Here is a 24,192-nt window from a genome sequence, read left to right on the forward strand (position 1 = left end):
ATTTATAGCGAGGTGGATATGTTTATCCTTGAAACGCTGAATTTTGTTGTTGATATACTCAAAGTACCCTCGGTACTGGTCGGTTTAATTGCCTTAATTGGTCTGGTAGCGCAAAAGAAATCTTTCTCCGATGTCGTCAAGGGAACGATTAAAACTATTCTGGGTTTTATTGTTCTCGGCGGCGGCGCGACGGTATTAGTCGGTTCGCTGAATCCGCTGGGGGGCATGTTTGAGCATGCTTTTAATATTCAGGGCATTATTCCTAATAACGAGGCGATTGTTTCTATTGCGCTGGAAAAATACGGTGCTTCAACCGCGCTTATAATGGCGTTCGGGATGGTAGCGAATATTGTAGTCGCCCGGTTTACGCGTCTGAAGTATATCTTCCTGACCGGCCACCACACCTTCTATATGGCCTGTATGATCGGCGTGATTCTTACCGTGGCGGGTTTTGAAGGTATCGGGCTGGTCTTTACCGGTTCCCTGATCCTCGGCCTGGTGATGGCGTTCTTCCCGGCGCTGGCCCAGCGCTATATGAAGCGTATTACCGGCACGGATGACATCGCTTTCGGCCACTTCGGCACCCTGGGCTATGTCCTTTCGGGATGGATCGGTAGCGTCTGCGGTAAAGGCTCGCGTTCAACCGAAGAGATGAACCTACCGAAAAACCTGAGCTTCCTGCGCGACAGCTCCATCTCCATTTCGCTGACCATGATGATTATCTATTTGATTATGGCGGTGAGCGCGGGGCGTGAATATGTTGAAAGCACCTTCAGCGGCGGCCAGAACTACCTGGTATACGCCATCATCATGGCGATTACCTTCGCCGCCGGGGTGTTCATCATCCTGCAAGGGGTACGTCTGATCCTGGCGGAAATCGTCCCGGCCTTTACCGGATTTTCGGAGAAGCTGGTGCCTAATGCCCGTCCGGCGCTGGACTGCCCGGTGGTCTATCCCTATGCGCCCAATGCGGTACTGATTGGCTTCCTGTTCAGCTTCCTCGGCGGCCTGGTCGGGCTGTTCCTCTGCGGGCAGTTCAAGTGGGTGCTGATTCTGCCCGGCGTGGTGCCGCATTTCTTTACCGGCGCGACCGCCGGCGTATTTGGCAACGCCACCGGTGGGCGGCGCGGGGCGATGATCGGGGCGTTTGCCAACGGCCTGCTGATCACCTTCCTGCCGGTACTGCTGCTGCCGGTGCTGGGCGCGATTGGCTTTGCCAACACCACTTTTTCGGATGCGGATTTCGGCGCCGTCGGTATCGTGCTGGGTAACCTGGCCCGCTATTTGTCGCCGTTTGCCATTACCGGACTTGTGGTGGCGTTGTTCGTACTGCTGGTGGTGTACAACGTTTTTGCGAAAAAGAGATCTGCGGGCGGCGGCACGCAGGAGAACAGCGGAGCTAAATCATGAATGTGAAAGAAGTGACCCAACTGGCGCGGGATATTCGCGTCGCCACCCTTAAATCGCTGACGGATCTCGGTTTCGGCCACTACGGCGGCAGTATGTCGGTTGTGGAGACGCTGGCGGTACTGTACGGCGCGGTGATGAAAATCGACCCCGCCGATCCGGACTGGCCCGAGCGCGACTACTTTGTGCTGTCGAAAGGTCATGCCGGCCCGGCGCTATACAGCACGTTAGCGATTAAGGGATATTTTCCGCTAGAGGAGCTGAGTACGCTAAACCAGAACGGTACGCGGCTGCCAAGCCACCCGGACCGGCTGAAAACGCGCGGGGTGGACGCCACTACCGGCTCGCTGGGACAGGGGATTTCCATCGCCGGCGGAATGGCGCTGTCGCATAAGCTGGCGGGGCGGGCGAATCGGGTGTTCTGCATCGTTGGCGACGGCGAGCTGAATGAAGGCCAGTGCTGGGAAGCGTTCCAGTTTATTGCCCATCATCGCCTGAATAATCTGACCGTGTTTGTTGACTGGAACAAGCTACAGCTTGACGGCAGGCTGGACGAGATCATTCGCGCCTTCAATCTGGAAGATAAATTCCGCGCCTTTGGTTTTGACGTCGTTACCGTCAAAGGCGATGACATCCCCGGACTGCTGGCGGCGGTGCAGCCCGTTCCTCCCGTCGATGCGCGCCCGCGGGTAGTCATTCTCGATAGCGTGAAAGGCCAGGGCGTGCCGTATCTCGAGAATCTCAGTAATAACCATCACTTGCGCCTGACGGACGAGATGAAAGAGACGCTAAACGAGACGATTCGCCAGCTGGAGGCCGAACATGATTAAAGTTGCACCTGCAGGACAAAAAGATGCCGTAGAGATGCGTAAAGTCTATGCCGGGTTTGTCGCGCAGCAGATTGAAGCCCATAGCCCGATTATCGCCCTGGAAGCGGATCTGATGAGCTCTATGGCGATGGATGGCGTTGCGCGGCAGCATCCACAGCACGTCATCAATTGCGGCATTATGGAAGCGAACGTGATCGGCACCGCCGCCGGGCTATCGTTGACCGGGCGCAAGCCGTTTGTCCATACCTTTACCGCTTTCGCCAGCCGCCGCTGCTTCGACCAGCTGTTTATGGCGCTGGACTATCAGCGGAATAACGTCAAAGTGATTGCCTCTGACGCGGGGGTGACCGCCTGTCATAACGGCGGAACCCATATGTCATTTGAAGATATGGGGATTGTGCGCGGCCTCGCGCATTCGGTGGTGCTGGAAGTGACCGATGCGGTGATGTTCGAGGATATCCTGCGGCAGCTTATCGATCTCGACGGTTTTTACTGGGTACGCACGATCCGCAAACAGGCGCCGAGCGTCTACGCGCCGGGTTCGACGTTCACGATTGGCAAAGGTAATGTGCTGCGCGAAGGTGACGACATCACCCTGATAGCCAACGGGATCATGGTGGCGGAAGCCCTTGAGGCAGCGCGTCAGCTTGAGCAGGAAGGGGTCAGCGCGGCGGTGATTGATATGTTTACCCTGAAGCCCATCGACCGCATGCTGGTGAAAAATTACGCCGAAAAAACCGGGCGTATCGTGACCTGTGAAAATCACAGTATTCATAACGGGCTGGGATCGGCGGTGGCGGAAGTGCTGGTGGAGACCTGCCCGGTTCCGATGCGTCGTGTGGGGGTGAAGGAGCGCTATGGCCAGGTGGGAACGCAGGACTTTCTGCAGAAGGAGTATGGCCTGACGGCGCATGATATTGTCTCGGCGGCGCGAGAGCTGCTGTAAATAAAAAGGCGACCGTGAGGTCGCCTTTTTTCATCCAGCGGGCAGATTATGCTTGCTGCTGGGACGACTGAATCGCGGTCAGGGCGATGGTATAGACGATATCGTCAACCAGCGCGCCACGGGACAGGTCGTTCACCGGCTTACGCATCCCCTGCAGCATCGGCCCGATAGAGATCAGGTCGGCAGAACGCTGTACGGCTTTGTAAGTGGTGTTACCGGTGTTCAGGTCCGGGAAGATGAACACGGTAGCGCGGCCGGCAACCGGAGAGTTCGGCGCTTTGGATTTCGCTACGTCAGCCATGACCGCAGCATCGTACTGCAGCGGGCCGTCGATCATCAGGTCAGGACGTTTTTCCTGCGCCAGACGCGTCGCTTCGCGTACTTTCTCTACATCGCTGCCGGCGCCAGAGGTACCGGTGGAGTAGGAGAGCATGGCTACGCGTGGTTCGATGCCGAAGGCAATCGCGGAGTCTGCGGACTGGATAGCGATTTCAGCCAGCTGTTCAGCGGTCGGATCCGGGTTGATCGCGCAGTCGCCGTAAACGTAAACCTGTTCCGGCAGCAGCATGAAGAATACGGAAGAGACCAGAGAGCTACCCGGCGCAGTTTTGATCAGCTGCAGCGGCGGACGGATGGTGTTGGCGGTGGTGTGAACCGCGCCGGATACCAGGCCGTCGACTTCGTCTTGTTCCAGCATCAGGGTGCCGAGAACCACGTTGTCTTCCAGCTGCTCGCGGGCAACCGCTTCGGTCATGCCTTTGCTCTTACGCAGCTCGACCAGGCGAGCAACGTAGCTTTCGCGAACCACTTCCGGGTCAACGATTTCAATACCGGCGCCCAGCTCTACGCCCTGAGAAGCGGCAACGCGGGTGATTTCATCCGGGTTACCCAGCAGTACGCAGGTCGCGATACCGCGCTCGGCGCAGATAGCCGCGGCTTTAACGGTACGCGGTTCGTTGCCTTCCGGCAGCACAACACGCTTGCCTGCTTTACGCGCCAGCTCGGTGAGCTGATAGCGGAAGGCTGGCGGAGAGAGACGACGGCTGCGCTCGGAAGTCGCGGTCAGGGATTCAATCCAGTCGGCGTTGATATAGTTAGCCACGTATTCCTGAACTTTCTCGATGCGCTCGTGATCGTCAACCGGCACTTCCAGGTTGAAGCTCTGCAGGCTCAGAGAGGTCTGCCAGGTGTTGGTGTTAACCATGAATACCGGCAGGCCGGTAGCAAACGCGCGTTCGCACAGCTTGCTGACGCGCGGGTCCATTTCATAGGCCCCGGTCAGCAGGATGGCGCCGATTTCCACGCCGTTCATCGCGGCCAGGCAGGCGGCGACCAGTACGTCAGGACGGTCCGCGGAAGTGACCAGCAGAGAACCTGCGCGGAAGTGTTCCAGCATGTGCGGAATGCTACGCGCACAGAAGGTGACGGACTTCACGCGGCGGGTATTGATGTCGCCTTCGTTGATGATGGTGGCGTTCAGGTGATGCGCCATATCAATCGCGCGGGTGGCGATCAGATCGAAGCTCCACGGCACCGCGCCCAGAACCGGTAATGGGCTACCGTTCTGCAGCTGAGCCGGATCGATCTTCACGACTTTTGCTTTGGAAGAGTCGTCGAAGATTTCCGACAGGTCCGGGCGAGTACGGCCCTGTTCGTCAACCGGCGCATTCAGCTTGTTGACGATGACGCCGGTGATGCTGGTGTTTTTCGCGCCGCCGAAGCTGCTGCGGGTGAGCTCAATGCGCTCTTTCAGCTGTTCCGGGGTATCGGTACCCTGGGACATCACAAAGACGATTTCAGCGTTCAGCGTTTTCGCGATTTCGTAGTTCAGAGACTGGGCAAACTGATGTTTGCGGGTCGGGACCAGACCTTCAACCAGCACCACTTCAGCATCCTGCGTGTTGGCGTGGTAGTTGGCGATGATCTCTTCCATCAGCACGTCTTTCTGGTTGCTGGAGAGCAGCGACTCAACGTGGCTCATTTTCAACGGCTCTGCGGCCGGAAGGTCGGAGTTCGCGCGAATGATGGTGGTGGTCTGGTCTGGCGCATCGCCACCGGCACGCGGTTGAGCGATAGGTTTAAAGACGCTCAGGCGAACGCCTTTACGTTCCATAGCACGGATAACACCGAGGCTGACGCTGGTCAGGCCTACGCTGGTTCCGGTAGGGATCAGCATGATTGTACGGGACACGATATATCCTCTTTCGTTACCGCCAGTATCAGGCGGGATACAAAACAGCACCGCCAGCTAGGCTGGCGGTGTGGAATCAGGCGGTCAGACGGTTGGCGTCCTGCGCGATGACCAGCTCTTCGTTGGTCGGAATGACGATAGCCGGGCGAGTGCCTTCTTTGTTGATGAAGCCAGACTTGCCGAAACGGGCAGCCAGGTTACGCTCGTGATCAACTTCAAAGCCCAGTACGCCCAGTTTGCCCAGAGACAGTTCGCGAACCATCGCGGCGTTTTCACCGATACCACCGGTGAACACAACGGCGTCCAGACGACCGTCCATCAGCGCGGTGTAAGAGCCGATGTATTTTGCCAGGCGGTGGCAGTAAACGTCCATTGCACGTTTAGCGTCAGCTTTTTCCTGGTAGTTGTCTTCAACATAGCGACAGTCGCTGGTCACTTCGGTCAAACCGAGCAGGCCGGACTCTTTAGTCAGCATTTTGTTGATGGCGTCTACGCTCATGCCCAGGGCATCGTGCAGATGGAAAATGATTGCCGGGTCGATATCGCCAGAACGCGTACCCATCACCAGGCCTTCCAGCGGAGTCAGACCCATGGAAGTGTCAACGCATTTACCGTTGCGGATAGCGGAAACGGAACCACCGTTGCCCAGATGGCAGGTGATGATGTTCAGCTCTTCAACCGGTTTGTTCAGAACTTTCGCGGCTTCCTGAGTCACATAGAAGTGGCTGGTGCCGTGCGCGCCGTAGCGACGTACGCCGTGTTCTTTGTACAGGCTGTACGGCAGGGCATAGAGGTAAGATTCTTCCGGCATGGTCTGATGGAACGCGGTGTCGAACACGGCAACGTTCTTGTCTTTCAGATTAGGGAAGGATTTCAGGGCTTCTGCGATACCGATCAGGTGCGCCGGGTTGTGCAGCGGGGCGAAAGACGCGGAGTCTTTAATTCCCTGAATAACGGAGTCATCGATAACGACGGAGCTGGTGTATTTTTCACCACCGTGAACGATGCGGTGGCCGATTGCGGTCAACTGAGCAGACAGTTCTGGTTTTTGTGCCAGAATAGTGTTAACGATAAAGTTCAGCGCTTCACTGTGAGCAGCGCCAGCGCCTAATTCGGCTTCTTGCTTGCTGCCATCCATTTTCCATTTGATACGGGCTTCAGGAAGATGGAAACATTCTGCTAAACCAGACAGGTATTCGTCACCGTTGACGGCATCAAGGATAGCGAATTTCAGAGAGGAGCTACCGCAGTTCAGAACCAGTACTAACTTACTCGACATGGAAGTACCTTTTATGATACGTGGCTAAAAAAACGTCAGTGTGTCACAAAGCGTAGCGCAGGATGACATTGACATTTATGATTAACATCATGCCTTGTACTGTTTTCGGGCACGATGAGAGAAGTACATTTGATTTTATGTCATTTTGCATAATTTTCAGCCAGTGGCAGAATATGCGATAATTTGACTAACCTGGTAAAAGGGTCTAACCGCCCCTCAGGTGCGCACAGAATACCTGATTGAGTGCGCCATTGCCAAAATCTTTTGAACGTTGTCATGCACAGTTGGTGTTTTGCACAAAATTTTTAAGTTTTATATGTAAAGTTGAGGTAAGCCATGTCCGGTCCCGAGAATCGCTCTGTGAGTTTTTTTGGCTTGTTTCGCCACGGGCAGCATTATGCAAAGACCTGGCCTCTGGATAAGCGCCTTGCTCCGGTGTTTATTGAAAACCGCATTATTCGCGCCACGCGTTATGCGATTCGTATCATGCCGCCGGTGGCGATTTTCACGCTGTGTTGGCAAATCGCCCTCGGTGGCCAGCTGGGCCCGGCCGTCGCCACCGCGCTGTTTGCGCTGAGCCTGCCGATGCAGGGTTTATGGTGGTTGGGCAAGCGTTCAGTGACGCCGCTGCCGCCGTCGATACTGAGCTGGTTTTATGAAGTGCGCGGTAAACTGCAGGAGGCCGGGCAGGCGTTAACGCCGGTAGACGGAAAGCCTGATTATCAGGCTTTAGCTGACACGCTTAAGCGCGCCTTCAAACAACTGGATAAAACTTTCCTTGATGATTTGTAATTGCATCGGGAAAACGCATATAAAAGAAGGCGCATAATTCATGCGCCTTCTTTTTTCACGCCGTAAAAGTGCAACAGGAGTCAAAAATGGAAATGACCAATGCGCAGCGTCTGATTCTGTCGAATCAATACAAAATGATGACGATGCTCGATCCGGACAACGCTGAACGCTACCGCCGCCTGCAGACCATCATTGAGCGTGGATACGGGCTGCAGATGCGCGAGCTGGACCGCGAGTTTGGCCAGCTTACCGAAGAAACGTGTCGCACCATCATTGATATCATGGAGATGTATCACGCGCTGCATGTCTCCTGGACGAATCTGAAGGACGCCAGCGGGATTGACGAGCGTCGGGTCACCTTCCTCGGCTTTGACGTGGCGACCGAGGCCCGCTACCTCGGCTATGTCCGCTTTATGGTTAACGTTGAAGGGCGCTACAGCCACTTTGACGCCGGGACTCACGGCTTTAACTCCCAGACCCCAATGTGGGAAAAATACCAGCGCATGCTGAGCACCTGGCACTCCTGCCCGCGCCAGTATCATTTAAGCAGTAACGAAATTAATCAAATTATCAACGCCTGATGGAGGTTCCCGTGCAGTGTAAAGGTTTCCTGTTTGATCTTGACGGGACATTGGTCGATTCGTTGCCGGTTGTGGAGCGTTCGTGGTGCAAATGGGCGGATCGATTCAGTATCCCTCATGATGAAGTGTTGAACTTTATTCATGGCAAACAGGCGATAACCTCATTACGTCATTTTCTTCCCGGCCGCAGCGAAGAAGAGATTCAGTCCGAGTTCGTCTGGCTGGAAAAGGTCGAAGCAGCGGATACGGATGGCGTAACGGCGCTGCCGGGAGCGGTGGCGCTGCTCAGGACGCTTGATGACGCGGGGATCCCTTGGGCGATCGTGACGTCAGGTTCGATTCCCGTCGCCCACGCCCGTCACCGCGCCGCGGGGCTGCCTGAGGCGAAGGTTTTCGTCACCGCCGAGCGCGTAAAGCACGGGAAACCCGCTCCGGATGCCTATCTGCTTGGGGCCGAGCTGTTAGGGCTGGCGCCGGGAGATTGCGCCGTGGTGGAGGATGCCCCTGCCGGGTTGCTCTCTGGGCTGAATGCCGGTTGTCGGACCATCGCGGTCAATGTGCCCGCCGATGCGCCGCGTCTTGATGAAGCTGATTTGGTGTTAACAACGCTTGAAAATCTGCTGGTTGAGCGCCTGCCTGACGGCAATGTGAATGTTAGCCTTAAAGATTAATCTCATGATTTAGCCCCGCGCCGGCGGGGCTTTTTTATGCCAAACTTCCAACTCCATCTTCTGACAAGGATAAGTTGTGAACGGTGAACTGATTTGGGTGTTATCTCTTCTTGCCGTAGCCGTCGTACTCTTTGCCACCGGAAAAGTGCGCATGGATGCTATCGCATTGCTGGTGATTGTCGCTTTTGTCCTTAGCGGCACCTTAACGCTCAGCGAGGCCTTCTCGGGATTTAGCGATCCCAACGTTATCCTTATCGCCGCGCTTTTCATTATTGGCGATGGGCTGGTGCGCACCGGGGTCGCCACCAAAATGGGCTCCTGGCTGGTGAAGGTTGCCGGTAACAGCGAAACCAAAATGCTGGTCTATTTAATGCTAACCGTTGCCGGACTAGGCGCTTTTATGAGCTCGACCGGCGTGGTGGCCATTTTTATTCCCGTGGTGCTCAGCGTGTCAATGCGCATGAACACGTCACCTTCGCGGTTGATGATGCCGCTCAGTTTTGCCGGACTTATTAGCGGAATGATGACTCTGGTGGCCACACCGCCCAATCTGGTCGTCAACAGCGAGCTGTTACGCGAAGGGCTGCAAGGATTCAGCTTTTTTAGCGTCACGCCGATAGGCCTGGTGGTGCTGGTACTGGGCGTTTTCTATATGCTGGTGATGCGCTTTATGCTTAAGGGAGACGAAGGCGAACAGGTCCGCGATGGTCGTAAGCGAAGCACCTTCCGCGATCTTATCAAAGATTATCATCTCACAGGGCGCGCGCGCCGCCTGGCCATTCGCCCTGGCTCGCCGATGATTGGTCAGCGCCTGGACGACCTGAAACTGCGCGAGCGCTATGGGGCGAACGTCATCGGCGTTGAGCGCTGGCGGCGCTTCCGGCGGGTTATCGTTAACGTTAACGGCGTATCGGAGTTCCGCGCCCGCGACGTTTTGCTGATCGATATGTCGGCTTCCGATGTGGATTTACGTCAGTTCTGCGGCGAGCAAATGCTGGAGCCCATGGTGCTGCGCGGCGAATACTTTTCCGATCAGGCGCTGGACGTAGGGATGGCGGAAGTCTCCCTGATCCCGGATTCCGAACTGATTGGCAAGACGGTGCGCGAAATCGCCTTTCGTACCCGTTTCGATTTGAACATCGTGGGTCTGAAACGCGATGGTAAAGCTCTTGACGGCGCGGTCACCGATGAAGCTTTGCAGCTTGGCGATATCATGCTGGTGGTGGGGAACTGGCGGCAGATAGCGCTGCTGGCTAAGCGGGGTCGTGACTTTGTGGTGCTGAATATGCCCATTGAGGTTAATGACGCCTCGCCGGCGCACAGCCAGGCGCCGCACGCAATTTTCTGTCTGGTGTTGATGGTCGCGCTGATGCTGACTGACGAAATTCCGAACCCCATAGCGGCGATCGTTGCCTGCCTGCTGATGGGGAAATTCCGCTGTATTAACGCCGAAAGCGCCTATAAAGCCATTCACTGGCCGAGCATTATTTTGATCGTTGGGATGATGCCTTTTGCTCTGGCGCTGCAGAAAACCGGCGGCGTGGATCTGGTGGTGCAGGGATTAATGGACGTGGCGGGAAGTAAAGGACCGTACCTGATGCTTGGCTGCCTGTTTGTGATGTGCGCGGCTATCGGCCTGTTTATATCCAATACGGCCACCGCGGTACTGATGGCGCCCATTGCGCTGGCCGCGGCAAAGTCGATGGGCGTTTCGCCTTATCCTTTTGCGATGGTGGTCGCCATGGCGGCCTCGGCGGCGTTTATGACGCCGGTATCGTCGCCGGTGAACACACTGGTACTGGGGCCGGGTAAATACTCATTCAGCGATTTTGTCAAAATCGGCGTGCCGTTTACTATCCTGGTGATGGTGGTGTGCGTTCTGCTGATCCCGGTGCTGTTTCCGTTCTGATTCAGCAGCGTTCTTTCCCCGGTCAGGCTGCGGCTGGCCGGGGAGCGGTTATTTTATAAAGGCGAATCCTGGCTGATTTCATCAAGCGAAAGGTGGAAGCTCGGCACGAAAACCTGCATAAAGTAGTCCATCTCTGCGCTGCGGCGCGATTCCAGCGTTTTCTCAAGGCGGCCTTTGGCCAGCAGAAATTCATTATTCCCCGCCGATAGCTCTTCCAGACACTTCAGATAGGCGCAAAGCGCATCTGCCTGCTTGACAAGGAATTTTTCCTCGTCGCTGTAGTGCTGTTCGTCGATGAGCGGCTCAAAAATATCGCGCAGTTCATCAGGAACCATATCGACCAGTTTCTGCTGGGCGATTTTCTCGATGGCCTTGTATTCTTGCGCGATCTGCGAGTTGAAATATTTTACCGGCGTCGGCAGGTCGCCGGTCAGAACTTCCGAGGCATCGTGATACATCGCCAGCAGGGCAATGCGCTCGGCGTTAACCTGACCGCCAAATTTACGATTTTTGATCGCCGCCAGCGCATGGGCCACCATCGCGACCTGTAAGCTGTGTTCGGAGACGTTTTCGGTGCGCACATTACGCATCAGCGGCCAGCGGTTGATCAGTTTCAGGCGGGAGAGGTGGGCAAAGAAATGACTCTGACTCATAGGAACCCTTAATCAGTTACGACGTCGGGTGACATTGTGCGCAGGGATTGCCGCCGGATGCAAATCCCGGCGGCTGGACAGATGAAGTCAGAGCTGGTGGTAGCCGGAAAGGAAACGCCCGAAACGGGTAATCGCCATTTCAAGATCGTCTTCGCGCGGAAGGGTCACGATACGCACGTGATCCGGCCACGGCCAGTTAAAGGCGGTACCCTGAACCAGCAGGACTTTTTCCTGCAGCAGAAAATCGAGCACCATCTTCTGGTCATCGTGAATATTAAAGCGCTTAGCGTCGATTTTCGGGAACATATATAGCGCGCCTTTCGGCTTGGTGCACGATACGCCCGGAATGTCATTAATCAGCTCCCAGGCGCGATTGCGCTGCTCATATAAGCGCCCGCCGGGAACAATAAATTCGCTGATGCTCTGATAGCCACCGAGAGCGGTTTGGATCGCATGCTGGGCAGGGACGTTGGCGCACAGGCGCATAGAGGCCAGCATCTCCAGACCTTCGATATAGCCTTTTGCGTGTTTCTTCGGCCCGTTAAGCACCATCCAGCCCTGGCGGAAGCCGGCAACGCGGTAGGTTTTTGACAGACCGTTGAAGGTGATCGTGAGGAGATCCGGGGCCAGCGGCGCAATAGAGTGGTGCTGCGCCTCATCGTAGAGGATTTTGTCGTAGATCTCATCGGCGAAAATAATCAGATTATGCTGGCGGGCGATCTCGACGATCTCCATCAGCAGCTCTTTTGAGTACACCGCGCCGGTTGGGTTATTCGGGTTGATAATCACGATGCCGCGGGTACGCGGGGTGATTTTCGCGCGGATATCGTCGAGGTCCGGGAACCAGTCGGACGACTCATCGCAGAGATAATGCACCGCTTTACCGCTGGAAAGCGCGACTGCGGCGGTCCAGAGCGGATAATCCGGCGCCGGAACCAGCATTTCATCGCCGCTATTCAGCAGCGCCTGCATGGCCTGAACGATAAGTTCGGAAACGCCGTTGCCGATATAAATATCTTCGACCGTCACATCACGCATGCCGCGAGCCTGGTAATGCTGCATGATGGCCTTACGTGCGGAATAGAGGCCCTTTGAATCGCTATAGCCCTGGGAAGTCGGGAGGTTGCGGATGACGTCAACGAGGATTTCGTCAGGCGCGTCAAAGCCAAACGGCGCTGGGTTGCCGATGTTCAGCTTCAGGACTTTGTTGCCTTCTTCTTCAAGGCGTTTCGCCTCTTTCAGAACCGGGCCGCGGATGTCGTAACAGACGTTATCTAACTTGCTGGATTTTTCGATGGGGGACATGAACCTTGACCTTTTAGCTGTTATCGCCACTCCCTGCCGTGGAAGTCAGCACGGAATAATGTACTCCGCATCCCCGCTGTTTTGAAGGGTTAACAGGAGAAGATTTTGCTATTCATGTTTTTTTGGTTTAATTGATTTCTCTGGTGGGTGGGTGTTTTGTTTATACAATAAACCTTTAATACTTTCATTGGTGGTCATATATTGCGTTATCCACTGATTCTGTAAACGTTTATCTGGCTTGTTGATTTAACGGAAATAAGTGCTTATTTTTTGCGCAAAAACCGCGTCACTTTCATATGTACGTTTAATTCACAATACACAGAATGTTTTAACAACTTTGCCAGATATTTTTAATGAAAAGCATTTAATTGATAAATGAGTTTTATTTTATGCAAGGAATATTCTTAGATTTTTAATTTAATTAAAGCGCGGGTCAGCATTTAAAATTGCCTGAGATAATACTGATTAACTCTTATAAATATTGTGGTTTTCGGTTAGAATAACGTCGTTAATACCGATATAAGGCTATGCCAGGTAGCCTGTTTCTTTATTAATACATTGTTATTGCAGGTTTTTGTTATCTTCCTGAGCGCGATGGCAAAGTTTGTCGCTGGTGCGGATGCAGGCAATGGTCATTGACGGCTATTTTTTGCGTCTCATCACAAAAAACAAAGCGCCGTAATTAAAAGCGCTCAGGCATACGAGCAAAATATTACTCTGAAATTCCGCGCATTTGCTGCGGATGAGTGCTTTCTAATGCAATAACGTTCGTCCAGTTGTTCATCCGTCTGTCCGTGGCGGGTCACGCGAAGCTTAAGGAATAGCCGGAAACCTGGAGCACAGCATCAACAAGGCAGGTCAGCATTAGCCGCCTGAATGTGAAGCAAATATGATAAATGAAAATCGTTCGATACTAAATTTAGACCTCGACCTCTTGAGAACCTTTGTTGCCGTCGCCGATCTCAATACATTTGCCGCTGCCGCCGTTGCGGTATGCCGGACTCAGTCAGCGGTAAGCCAGCAGATGCAGCGGCTGGAGCAGCTGGTCGGCAAAGAACTTTTTGCTCGCCAAGGACGCAATAAACTTCTGACCGAGCAGGGCATTCAGCTGTTGGGCTATGCGCGGAAAATTCTGCGTTTTAATGATGAAGCCTGCATGTCGCTCATGTTCGGTAGCCTGCAGGGAACGCTGACCGTTGGTGCGTCAGATGAGACAGCGGATACTATTTTACCGTGTTTATTAAATCGGATTGGCAGTTTTTATCCGCGGCTGACGCTTGAAATCAAAGTTCTCAATCATATTGATATCGTCGATCGGCTGAAGAAGGGAGCTATCGATCTTGCGCTGACCACCCGACCCACGAAGGGTTTTGACATGCTGACGCTACGCGCTTCGCCAACGTTGTGGTACTGCGCAGCGGACTACGTCCTCCCTCAGGGCGAGTCTGTCCCGCTTGTTCTGCTGGATGCCCCGGATCCGTTTCGGGAAGAGATCGTTGCGGTGCTCAACGCCGCTCGCGTCCCCTGGCATCTTTCCCACGCGGCAACCTCAATGGCCGGGGTGAAGGCGGCGGTGAAGGCCGGGCTTGGGGTGACCGCGCAGCCGGTAGAGATGATGAGCCCTGAATTCCGCGTTCCGGGGCGGTGTGACGGCTTACCCGTGCTGCCGGATACCCACTATATGCTGAACTGCGATTCTCAGCAGGCAAGCGAACTGACGCAGGCTATTTTTCAGTCGCTGAGCGCGGAGTACCAGCCGTGGTCCACGCAACGTGTTTATACCCCCGAAGGGGGAGATAATTCCCTTATTTCCTGAGTGGGAAAAGCTAACAAACATCACAAAAACTGGTAACAAAATGTAAGTGTAAAAACGAACCCCCGACGTGTGAAATCGCCGCTGCGGTTCGTTTTTTTCAAATTTTATTGATTAATAGAATGTTTTGTTGATTTGTTTTGATGTAAATCAGTGAGTTAGATCTGCTCTTCCTCTCATTTCTCGACTTTTCTCTGCACTTTCAATACTTCCTGCTAATGTTAAAAAACCGGATAGTTTGTTGCCGTTTTCTTGGTTGAATTAACAAAAGCGTGTCACAGATCAAGAAAATACCCCTCTTTAGGGGGAGGAATCGTGGCTAAATCCTGTCAAAATAGGCGGGTAATTTTGATTTACGGCGGAAACGGACACGATTCAACAGCACTAAATCCGAAGAGTATGCAAGGTTATTCCGCATAAAAGGGCATTTAATGTTAATGAAAAAAATCCAATGTAAATTAATGTTGTGAAAACTTTTGTTAAAGTTGACAAAAGGTTAATGAAAGGAGTAAAAAGCCACCGCAACTGGCCTTCCACATCACCCAGGGACGCTTTTTTGCACGGCTATTTTTTTATTCCTCCCCGTGAAACGCTGTGGCGTTCATCTGCCAGTAAGAGCAGAGGGTTTTAGCGCTACACTTTTTTGGTTAAGCAATGCGTATGTCAACATCCACTGAAGTCATCGCTCATCATTGGGCATTCGCTATATTTCTCATCATCGCTATCGGCCTGTGCTGCCTGATGCTTATCGGCGGTTGGTACCTTGGCGGACGCGCGCGCGCGCGTAGCAAGAACACGCCGTTTGAATCCGGGATCGACTCCGTCGGTTCGGCTCGCTTACGTCTTTCTGCGAAGTTTTATCTGGTTGCCATGTTCTTCGTTATCTTCGACGTGGAAGCCCTGTATCTCTACGCATGGTCGACTTCTATCCGTGAAAGCGGCTGGGTCGGCTTTGTGGAAGCCGCAATTTTCATTTTAGTGCTACTGGCTGGTCTGGTTTACCTCGTTCGTATTGGCGCTCTGGACTGGACGCCTGCGCGCTCCCGTCGCACGCTGGTTAACCCGGAAACAGACAGTCCCACTAACCGTCATACGCAGTAAAAGCGAGGCAATAAGATGGATTATACGCTCACCCGCATCGATCCTAACGGTGAGAACGACCGTTACCCCCTGCAAAAACAGGAGATCGTAACCGACCCCCTGGAGCAAGAAGTCAACAAAAGCGTGTATATGGGGAAACTCGAACACGCTTTGCATGACATGGTGAACTGGGGCCGTAAGAACTCAATCTGGCCTTACAACTTTGGCCTTTCTTGCTGCTACGTGGAAATGGTGACGTCATTCACTGCGGTGCATGACGTTGCGCGTTTTGGTGCAGAAGTATTGCGTGCCTCCCCGCGTCAGGCTGACCTGATGGTGGTCGCGGGCACCTGCTTTACCAAAATGGCGCCGGTCATTCAGCGTCTTTATGACCAGATGCTGGAGCCGAAGTGGGTTATCTCGATGGGCGCATGCGCCAACTCCGGCGGTATGTACGATATTTACTCTGTCGTGCAGGGCGTGGATAAGTTTATTCCGGTTGATGTTTACATCCCGGGCTGTCCGCCGCGTCCGGAAGCGTATATGCAGGCGCTGATGCTGCTGCAGGAATCCATTGGTAAAGAACGTCGTCCGCTCTCTTGGGTGGTAGGCGATCAGGGCGTTTATCGCGCCAATATGCAGTCGGAACGCGAGCGTAAACGCGGCGAACGTATTGCAGTGACCAATCTGCGGACTCCGGACGAGATTTAACTTGCGCCTGCGGGCGGGATGAAAACTTCGCAAATCAATCTACTACAGCGCGAAGTCTCGCCGGCAGTCACCACGGACCTTTTGCAATGGTGAACAATATGACCGATTTAACCGCGCATGACGCCGCACCAGCCTGGCAAACCCGCGATCACCTTGATGACCCGGTGATCGGCGAACTGCGCAACCGTTTTGGGCCGGATGCCTTTACCGTTCAGCCAACCCGCACCGGCGTTCCGGTGGTTTGGGTGAAGCGTGAACAGCTGCTTGAGGTGGGTGATTTCCTGAAGAAGTTGCCGAAGCCTTACGTGATGCTGTTTGACCTGCATGGCATGGACGAACGTCTGCGCACGCACCGCGACGGTTTACCCGCCGCGGATTTTTCCGTTTTCTATCACCTGATTTCAATCGACCGCAATCGCGACATCATGCTCAAGGTCGCATTGTCTGAAAACGATCTGCATCTGCCGACCTTCACCAAACTGTTCCCGAACGCTAACTGGTATGAGCGTGAAACCTGGGAGATGTTTGGCGTGACCTTCGATGGTCACCCGAATCTGCGCCGCATCATGATGCCGCCGACCTGGGAAGGCCACCCGCTGCGTAAAGACTACCCGGCGCGCGCAACCGAATTTGACCCGTTTGAGCTGACCAAAGCCAAACAGGATCTGGAAATGGAAGCGCTGACCTTCAAACCGGAAGAGTGGGGCATGAAGCGCGGGACCGAAAACGAGGACTTTATGTTCCTTAACCTCGGCCCTAACCACCCCTCCGCGCACGGTGCGTTCCGTATTATTTTGCAGCTTGATGGCGAAGAGATCATCGACTGCGTTCCTGATATCGGCTACCACCACCGCGGCGCTGAGAAGATGGGCGAGCGCCAGTCCTGGCACAGCTACATTCCGTATACCGACCGTATTGAGTACCTCGGCGGCTGCGTTAATGAGATGCCGTACGTGCTGGCGGTGGAGAAACTGGCGGGAATAACCGTGCCGGATCGCGTCAACGTCATCCGCGTAATGCTCTCCGAGCTGTTCCGTATCAACAGCCATCTGCTGTACATCTCCACCTTTATCCAGGACGTCGGGGCGATGACGCCGGTGTTCTTTGCCTTTACCGACCGCCAAAAGATCTACGATCTGGTGGAAGCAATTACCGGCTTCCGTATGCACCCGGCCTGGTTCCGTATCGGCGGCGTCGCGCACGACCTGCCCCGCGGTTGGGATCGCCTGCTGCGTGAATTCCTCGAGTGGATGCCGAAGCGTCTGGATTCCTATGAAAAGGCCGCGCTGCGCAACACCATCCTGATCGGTCGTTCGAAAGGGGTTGCCGCCTACAACGCCAAAGAAGCGCTGGAGTGGGGCACCACCGGCGCGGGCCTGCGCGCGACCGGCATCGGCTTCGACGTACGTAAATGGCGTCCTTATTCTGGCTATGAAAACTTCGACTTTGAAATCCCGACCGGCGGTGGCGTCTCCGACTGCTACACCCGCGTGATGCTGAAAGTGGAAGAGCTGCGCCAGAGCCTGCGCATTCTTCAGCAGTGCCTCGATAACATGCCGGAAGGCCCGTTCAAGGCGGATCACCCGCTGACGACGCCGCCGCCGAAAGAGCGCACGCTGCAGCATATCGAAACCCTGATTACGCACTTTCTGCAGGTTTCCTGGGGGCCGGTCATGCCGGCGCAAGAATCCTTCCAGATGATTGAAGCGACCAAGGGTATTAACAGTTACTACCTGACCAGCGACGGCAGCACTATGAGCTACCGTACCCGCGTGCGCACGCCAAGCTTCGCGCACCTGCAGCAGATCCCGGCCGCTATTCGCGGCAGTCTGGTCTCCGACCTGATTGTCTATCTGGGTAGTATCGATTTTGTTATGTCAGACGTGGACCGCTAATTATGCACGAGAATCAACAACCACAAACCGAGGCTTTTGAGCTGAGTGCGGCAGAGCGTGAGGCGATTGAGCACGAAAAGCACCACTACGAAGACCCGCGTGCGGCGTCCATTGAAGCGCTGAAAATCGTTCAGAAGCAGCGCGGTTGGGTGCCGGACGGCGCAATCTACGCTATCGCCGATGTGCTGGGGATCCCGGCCAGCGACGTAGAAGGCGTGGCGACCTTCTACAGCCAGATTTTCCGCCAGCCGGTGGGTCGTCACGTGATTCGCTACTGCGACAGCGTGGTGTGCCATATCACCGGGTTCCAGGGCATTCAGTCGGCGATCGAGAAGAAGCTGGATATCAAACCGGGTCAAACCACCTTTGATGGCCGTTTCACTCTGCTGCCGACCTGCTGCCTGGGCAACTGCGACAAGGGGCCGACCATGATGATTGATGAGGACACTCACAGTTATCTGACGCCGGAAGCGATTCCTGACCTCCTGGAGCGGTATAAATGAAAACCATTATTCGTACTGCCGAAACCCATCCGTTAACCTGGCGTCTGCGCGACGACAAACAGCCGGTATGGCTGGATGAATACCAGAGTAAAAACGGCTACGCCGGGGCGCGTAAAGCGCTCTCCGGCATGGCGCCGGATGAAATCGTCACTGCGGTAAAAGACGCCGGCCTGAAAGGGCGCGGCGGCGCGGGCTTTTCCACCGGTCTGAAGTGGAGCCTGATGCCGAAAGACGAGTCCATGAACATCCGTTACCTGCTGTGTAACGCCGATGAAATGGAGCCGGGCACCTATAAAGACCGCCTGCTGATGGAACAGCTGCCGCACCTGCTGGTGGAAGGCATGCTGATCTCCGCGTTCGCGCTGAAAGCCTACCGCGGCTATATCTTCCTGCGCGGCGAATATATCGAAGCGGCGCAGCACCTGCGCCGGGCAATCGCCGAAGCGACCGAAGCGGGCCTGTTGGGGAAAAATATCCTTGGCACCGGTTTTGACTTCGAACTGTTTGTGCACACTGGGGCAGGGCGCTATATCTGCGGCGAAGAAACCGCGCTGATTAACTCCCTCGAAGGCCGCCGCGCCAATCCACGTTCGAAGCCGCCGTTCCCGGCCAGCTCCGGCGTATGGGGGAAACCGACCTGCGTGAACAACGTTGAAACCCTGTGCAACGTTCCGGCGATTCTGGCCAACGGCGTCGAGTGGTATCAGAACATTTCTACCAGTAAAGACGCCGGCACCAAGCTGATGGGCTTCTCTGGACGGGTGAAGAACCCGGGCGTCTGGGAACTGCCGTTCGGCACCACCGCGCGCGAGATCCTCGAAGATTACGCGGGCGGCATGCGCGATGGTCTGAAGTTTAAAGCCTGGCAGCCGGGCGGCGCGGGCACCGACTTCCTGACCGAAGCGCACCTCGATTTGCCGATGGAGTTCGAAAGCATTGGTAAAGCGGGTAGCCGTTTGGGTACCGCGCTGGCGATGGCCGTCGACCACGAGATCGGCATGGTTCCGCTGGTGCGCAACCTCGAAGAATTTTTTGCCCGCGAATCCTGCGGCTGGTGTACGCCCTGCCGCGACGGCCTGCCGTGGAGCGTGAAGATCCTGCGCGCCCTGGAGCGCGGCGAAGGCCAGCCGGGGGATATCGAGACGCTTGAGCAACTGTGTCGATTCCTCGGTCCGGGTAAAACCTTCTGCGCGCACGCGCCGGGCGCGGTTGAACCGCTGCAGAGCGCGATCAAATATTTCCGCGAAGAATTCGAGGCTGGCATTAAGCAGCAGTTCAGCAATACCCATGCAATTAACGGTATTCAGCCGAACCTGCTTAAGACGCGCTGGTAATCTAAAGGTTTTTTATTTTTGGAAGCACGCAAATGGCTACGATTCATGTAGACGGCAAAGAATACGAGGTCAACGGAGCGGACAACCTGCTAGAAGCTTGTCTCTCTCTGGGCCTTGATATTCCATACTTTTGCTGGCATGCGGCGCTAGGGAGCGTCGGTGCTTGCCGCCAGTGTGCGGTGAAGCAATATCAGAACGCGGAAGACACGCGTGGCCGCCTGGTGATGTCCTGTATGACTCCGGCATCCGACGGCACTTTTATTTCCATCGACGACGCAGAAGCGAAGCAGTTCCGCGAAAGCGTAGTTGAGTGGCTGATGACCAACCACCCGCATGACTGTCCGGTGTGCGAAGAGGGCGGCAACTGTCACTTGCAGGATATGACCGTGATGACCGGTCATAGCTTCCGTCGCTACCGCTTTACCAAGCGTACCCACCGCAACCAGGATCTGGGGCCGTTCATCTCGCACGAAATGAACCGCTGCATCGCCTGCTACCGCTGCGTCCGCTACTACAAAGATTATGCCGACGGCACCGACCTTGGCGTTTACGGCGCTCACGACAACGTCTACTTTGGGCGCCCGGAAGACGGCACGCTGGAAAGCGAGTTCTCCGGCAACCTGGTGGAAGTCTGTCCGACCGGCGTGTTTACCGATAAAACGCACTCCGAGCGTTATAACCGTAAATGGGACATGCAGTTTGCGCCAAGCATCTGTCAGCAGTGTTCCATCGGCTGTAACATCAGCCCCGGCGAACGCTATGGCGAACTGCGTCGTATCGAAAACCGCTATAACGGTACCGTTAACCGCTACTTCCTCTGCGACCGCGGTCGTTTCGGCTACGGCTATGTGAATCTCAAAGACCGTCCGCGTCAGCCGGTTCAACGCCGCGGTGACGATCTGATTACCCTTAACGCCGAGCAGGCGATGCAGGGGGCGGCGGATATTCTGCGCCAGTCGAAGAAAGTGATCGGTATCGGCTCCCCGCGCGCCAGCCTCGAAAGCAACTTCGCGCTGCGCGAACTGGTCGGCGCCGGGAACTTCTATACCGGCATCGCGAAGGGCGAACAAGAGCGCCTGCAGATGATGCTGAAAGTGCTGCGCGAAGGCGGTATCCATACCCCGGCGCTGCGCGAAATCGAATCCTACGATGCGGTGCTGATCCTCGGCGAAGACATCACCCAGACCGGCGCGCGTATCGCGCTGGCGGTGCGTCAGGCGGTGAAAGGCAAAGCGCGCGAAATGGCGGCGGCGCAGAAAGTCGCCGACTGGCAGATCGCCGCGATCCTTAACATCGGCCAGCGCGCGAAGCATCCGCTGTTTGTCACCAATATTGATGACACCCGCCTCGATGACATCGCCGCATGGACCTACCGCGCGCCGGTGGAAGATCAGGCGCGCCTCGGCTTTGCCATCGCCCATGCGCTGGATGAAAGCGCCCCGGCGGTCGAAGGGTTGAGCGGCGAGCTGAAAGGCAAAATCGACGTGATCGTTCAGGCGTTAGCCGGAGCGAAAAAACCGCTGATTGTCTCCGGAACCAACGCCGGCAGCATTGAAGTGATTCAGGCGGCGGCCAACGTGGCGAAAGCCCTGAAAGGCCGCGGCGCCGATGTCGGCGTGACGATGGTCGCCCGCGCGGTCAACAGCGTTGGCCTCGGCATGATCAGCGGCGGCTCGCTTGAAGAGGCGCTGAGCGAACTGGAAACCGGCGCAGCCGATGCGGTTATCGTGCTGGAAAACGACCTGCACCGCCACGCTTCAGCCGCCCGCGTTGATGCGGCGCTGGCGAAAGCGCCGCTGGTAATGGTGGTTGACCATCAGCGTACGGCGATTATGGAAAAAGCGCATCTGGTGCTCTCCGCGGCAAGCTTTGCGGAAAGCGACGGTACCGTGGTCAACAACGAAGGTCGCGCCCAGCGCTTCTTCCAGGTTTACGACCCGGCCTACTACGACGCGAAAACCGTAATGCTGGAGAGCTGGCGCTGGCTGCACTCATTGCACAGCACCGTGAACAATCGTCAGGTTGACTGGACCCAGCTGGACCACGTGATTGACGCTGCCGTTGCCGCACTGCCGCAGCTGGCCGGTATCAAAGACGCCGCGCCGGATGCGACCTTCCGCATTCGCGGCCAGAAGCTGGCCCGTGAACCGCATCGCTACAGCGGTCGTACGGCGATGCGCGCCAACATCAGCGTGCATGAACCGCGTCAGCCGCAGGATAAAGACACCATGTTCGCCTTCTCCATGGAAGGGAACAACCAGCCGTCCGCGCCGCGCTCGCAAATTCCATTTGCCTGGGCTCCGGGCTGGAACTCCCCGCAGGCGTGGAACAAGTTCCAGGATGAAGTGGGCGGTAAACTGCGCCACGGCGATCCGGGCGTGCGTCTGTTTGAAGCTTCCGCTAGCGGTCTTGAGTACTTTACCGCAGTACCGGCAAGCTTCCAGGCAGAGGACGGGAAATGGCGTATCGCGCCTTACTATCACCTGTTCGGCAGCGACGAGCTGTCGCAGCGTTCTCCGATATTCCAGAGCCGCATGCCGCAGCCGTACGTTAAGCTGAACCCGGCAGATGCCGCGAAGCTTGGGGTGAACGAAGGCGCAATGGTCTCTTTGCGCGTTGATGGCCAGGCGCTTAGCCTGCCGCTGGTGATTTCGGCGGGGCTGACGGCAGGGCAGGTTGGCTTACCGATGGGCATGCCAGGGATTGCGCCGGTACTGACCGGAGCGCGTATTGATACTCTGCAGGAGGCGAAAGCATGAGTTGGTTAACTCCCGATCTCATCGACATTCTGTTAAGCATCCTTAAAGCGGTGGTGATTCTGCTGGTCGTGGTGACCTGCGGCGCGTTTATGAGCTTCGGCGAACGTCGTCTGCTGGGCCTGTTCCAGAACCGTTATGGACCTAACCGCGTGGGCTGGGGCGGTTCGCTGCAGCTCGTCGCCGACATGATCAAAATGTTCTTTAAAGAGGACTGGGTTCCGCGCTTCTCGGATCGCGTGATCTTTACTCTGGCGCCGGTTATCGCCTTTACTTCGCTGCTGCTGGCCTTCGCCATTGTGCCGGTCAGCCCGACGTGGGTAGTGGCCGATTTAAACATCGGGATTCTGTTCTTTCTGATGATGGCAGGCCTGGCGGTCTATGCGGTGCTGTTCGCCGGTTGGTCGAGCAACAACAAATACTCGCTGCTTGGCGCGATGCGTGCTTCTGCCCAGACCCTGAGCTACGAAGTATTCCTCGGGCTTTCCCTGATGGGCGTAGTGGCGCAGGCCGGTTCATTCAACATGACCGATATCGTCAACAACCAGGCGCATCTGTGGAACGTTATTCCTCAGTTCTTTGGCTTTGTGACCTTTGCGATTGCGGGCGTAGCGGTATGTCACCGTCACCCGTTTGACCAACCGGAAGCGGAGCAGGAGCTGGCCGACGGTTACCACATCGAATATTCCGGCATGAAGTTCGGTCTGTTCTTCGTCGGTGAATATATCGGCATTGTTACCGTATCGGCGCTGATTGTGACGCTGTTCTTCGGCGGCTGGAATGGCCCATGGTTACCTCCTTTCATCTGGTTCGCGCTGAAAACCGCGTTCTTTATGATGATGTTCATTTTGATCCGCGCATCATTACCGCGTCCGCGCTATGACCAGGTAATGTCCTTTGGCTGGAAGGTATGCCTGCCGTTAACGCTGATCAACCTGTTGGTAACGGCGGCTGTCATTCTCTGGCAGGCGCAATAAGGGGTGAATTGACCATGACCTTAAAAGAATTATTGGTAGGGTTTGGCACCCAGGTCCGCAGTATCTGCATGATCGGGATGCACGCCTTTGCCAAACGAGAAACTCGGATGTACCCGGAAGAGCCGGTATATCTGCCGCCGCGCTACCGTGGCCGTATCGTGCTGACGCGCGATCCGGACGGCGAAGAGCGCTGCGTTGCCTGTAACCTGTGTGCGGTAGCCTGTCCGGTAGGCTGTATCTCTCTGCAAAAAGCGGAGACCAAAGACGGCCGCTGGTACCCGGAGTTTTTCCGCATCAACTTTTCACGCTGTATTTTCTGCGGCCTGTGCGAAGAAGCGTGCCCGACCACGGCGATTCAGTTGACCCCGGACTTTGAGCTGGGCGAATACAAACGTCAGGATCTGGTGTACGAAAAAGAGGATCTGCTGATTTCCGGTCCGGGTAAATACCCGGAATATAACTTCTACCGGATGGCGGGTATGGCAATCGACGGCAAAGATAAGGGCGAAGCAGAGAACGAAGCCAAGCCTATCGACGTCAAGAGCCTGTTACCGTAAGG

Annotated in this window: 20 protein-coding genes; 16 read left to right on the plus strand and 4 right to left on the minus strand. The window is 55.6% G+C overall.

Annotated elements, in window-relative coordinates:
- Window positions 1-18 precede the first annotated feature (18 nt).
- Genes GUC22_RS07370 through GUC22_RS07380 form a run of 3 tightly spaced genes read left to right on the plus strand, consistent with a single transcriptional unit; the run spans window position 19 to window position 3,183 of the window.
- Complete coding sequence (locus tag GUC22_RS07370) at window positions 19-1,410, plus strand: PTS ascorbate transporter subunit IIC (RefSeq protein ID WP_049131209.1); 1,392 nt, start codon at window positions 19-21, stop codon at window positions 1,408-1,410.
- Window positions 1,407-2,237: a transketolase gene (locus tag GUC22_RS07375; protein ID WP_004870920.1), complete on the plus strand. Its 831-nt coding sequence runs from the start codon at window positions 1,407-1,409 to the stop codon at window positions 2,235-2,237. Before GUC22_RS07370 ends, GUC22_RS07375 begins: the two co-directional genes overlap by 4 nt.
- Window positions 2,230-3,183, plus strand: a complete 954-nt coding sequence (locus GUC22_RS07380) for a transketolase family protein (protein WP_004870922.1) — start codon at window positions 2,230-2,232, stop codon at window positions 3,181-3,183. Before GUC22_RS07375 ends, GUC22_RS07380 begins: the two co-directional genes overlap by 8 nt.
- A gap of 46 nt (window positions 3,184-3,229) precedes the next feature.
- Here the strand turns inward: GUC22_RS07380 and pta are convergent, their stop codons facing one another.
- A complete protein-coding gene (pta, locus tag GUC22_RS07385; RefSeq protein ID WP_024359270.1) occupies window positions 3,230-5,374 on the minus strand; it encodes a phosphate acetyltransferase in 2,145 nt (714 codons plus the stop codon).
- Window positions 5,375-5,450: 76 nt separating this feature from the next.
- Window positions 5,451-6,653 (minus strand): acetate kinase, encoded by a 1,203-nt coding sequence (gene ackA / locus GUC22_RS07390; RefSeq protein WP_004123156.1) that lies wholly within the window; start codon window positions 6,651-6,653, stop codon window positions 5,451-5,453.
- A 336-nt stretch (window positions 6,654-6,989) separates the two neighbouring features.
- Here ackA and yfbV point away from each other — a divergent pair, with 336 nt between their 5' ends.
- From yfbV to GUC22_RS07410, 4 genes are all read left to right on the plus strand, one after another.
- Window positions 6,990-7,445, plus strand: coding sequence for a terminus macrodomain insulation protein YfbV (gene yfbV / locus GUC22_RS07395; protein ID WP_024359269.1), 456 nt, complete (start codon window positions 6,990-6,992; stop codon window positions 7,443-7,445).
- A gap of 86 nt (window positions 7,446-7,531) precedes the next feature.
- The gene (locus GUC22_RS07400; protein WP_004123152.1) at window positions 7,532-8,026 is read left to right on the plus strand and encodes a YfbU family protein; all 495 of its coding nucleotides are present in this window, start codon (window positions 7,532-7,534) and stop codon (window positions 8,024-8,026) included.
- Window positions 8,027-8,037: 11 nt separating this feature from the next.
- The gene (locus tag GUC22_RS07405) at window positions 8,038-8,697 is read left to right on the plus strand and encodes a sugar phosphatase (protein ID WP_024359268.1); all 660 of its coding nucleotides are present in this window, start codon (window positions 8,038-8,040) and stop codon (window positions 8,695-8,697) included.
- A 76-nt stretch (window positions 8,698-8,773) separates the two neighbouring features.
- Window positions 8,774-10,606 carry an SLC13 family permease gene (locus tag GUC22_RS07410; protein ID WP_004870932.1) on the plus strand — a complete coding sequence of 611 codons (1,833 nt, stop codon included), beginning with the start codon at window positions 8,774-8,776 and terminating at the stop codon, window positions 10,604-10,606.
- 53 nt (window positions 10,607-10,659) lie between these two features.
- Here the strand turns inward: GUC22_RS07410 and yfbR are convergent, their stop codons facing one another.
- Together yfbR and alaA are read right to left on the minus strand one after the other, a co-directional pair.
- Complete coding sequence (gene yfbR, locus GUC22_RS07415) at window positions 10,660-11,259, minus strand: 5'-deoxynucleotidase (RefSeq protein ID WP_004870934.1); 600 nt, start codon at window positions 11,257-11,259, stop codon at window positions 10,660-10,662.
- Between the two features lie 87 nt (window positions 11,260-11,346).
- Window positions 11,347-12,564 carry an alanine transaminase AlaA gene (gene alaA / locus GUC22_RS07420; RefSeq protein ID WP_024359267.1) on the minus strand — a complete coding sequence of 406 codons (1,218 nt, stop codon included), beginning with the start codon at window positions 12,562-12,564 and terminating at the stop codon, window positions 11,347-11,349.
- An 889-nt stretch (window positions 12,565-13,453) separates the two neighbouring features.
- Here alaA and GUC22_RS07425 point away from each other — a divergent pair.
- The 9 genes from GUC22_RS07425 to nuoI all read left to right on the plus strand — a co-directional run bounded on the left by GUC22_RS07425 (window position 13,454) and on the right by nuoI (window position 24,190).
- Entirely contained in the window at window positions 13,454-14,380 is a 927-nt protein-coding gene (locus GUC22_RS07425) for a LysR family transcriptional regulator (protein ID WP_004870937.1), read from the plus strand.
- Between the two features lie 651 nt (window positions 14,381-15,031).
- Window positions 15,032-15,478 (plus strand): NADH-quinone oxidoreductase subunit NuoA, encoded by a 447-nt coding sequence (nuoA, locus tag GUC22_RS07430; protein WP_004870939.1) that lies wholly within the window; start codon window positions 15,032-15,034, stop codon window positions 15,476-15,478.
- Between the two features lie 15 nt (window positions 15,479-15,493).
- Entirely contained in the window at window positions 15,494-16,168 is a 675-nt protein-coding gene (gene nuoB, locus GUC22_RS07435; protein WP_002913178.1) for an NADH-quinone oxidoreductase subunit NuoB, read from the plus strand.
- An 86-nt stretch (window positions 16,169-16,254) separates the two neighbouring features.
- Window positions 16,255-18,063, plus strand: coding sequence for an NADH-quinone oxidoreductase subunit C/D (nuoC, locus tag GUC22_RS07440; RefSeq protein WP_004104077.1), 1,809 nt, complete (start codon window positions 16,255-16,257; stop codon window positions 18,061-18,063).
- A 2-nt stretch (window positions 18,064-18,065) separates the two neighbouring features.
- A complete protein-coding gene (nuoE, locus tag GUC22_RS07445) occupies window positions 18,066-18,566 on the plus strand; it encodes an NADH-quinone oxidoreductase subunit NuoE (protein ID WP_004104075.1) in 501 nt (166 codons plus the stop codon).
- Entirely contained in the window at window positions 18,563-19,900 is a 1,338-nt protein-coding gene (gene nuoF, locus GUC22_RS07450; RefSeq protein ID WP_004870941.1) for an NADH-quinone oxidoreductase subunit NuoF, read from the plus strand. Before nuoE ends, nuoF begins: the two co-directional genes overlap by 4 nt.
- Window positions 19,901-19,932: 32 nt before the next feature.
- Window positions 19,933-22,659 (plus strand): NADH-quinone oxidoreductase subunit NuoG, encoded by a 2,727-nt coding sequence (gene nuoG, locus GUC22_RS07455; protein WP_160183448.1) that lies wholly within the window; start codon window positions 19,933-19,935, stop codon window positions 22,657-22,659.
- Window positions 22,656-23,633, plus strand: a complete 978-nt coding sequence (nuoH, locus tag GUC22_RS07460) for an NADH-quinone oxidoreductase subunit NuoH (RefSeq protein ID WP_004870946.1) — start codon at window positions 22,656-22,658, stop codon at window positions 23,631-23,633. The genes nuoG and nuoH overlap by 4 nt, the downstream gene beginning before the upstream one ends.
- Before the next feature lie 14 nt (window positions 23,634-23,647).
- Window positions 23,648-24,190, plus strand: coding sequence for an NADH-quinone oxidoreductase subunit NuoI (nuoI, locus tag GUC22_RS07465; RefSeq protein ID WP_004104066.1), 543 nt, complete (start codon window positions 23,648-23,650; stop codon window positions 24,188-24,190).
- Window positions 24,191-24,192: the final 2 nt, after the last annotated feature.

It is taken from the genome of Klebsiella sp. MPUS7 (assembly GCF_009905335.1).
Classification (GTDB): domain Bacteria; phylum Pseudomonadota; class Gammaproteobacteria; order Enterobacterales; family Enterobacteriaceae; genus Klebsiella; species Klebsiella grimontii.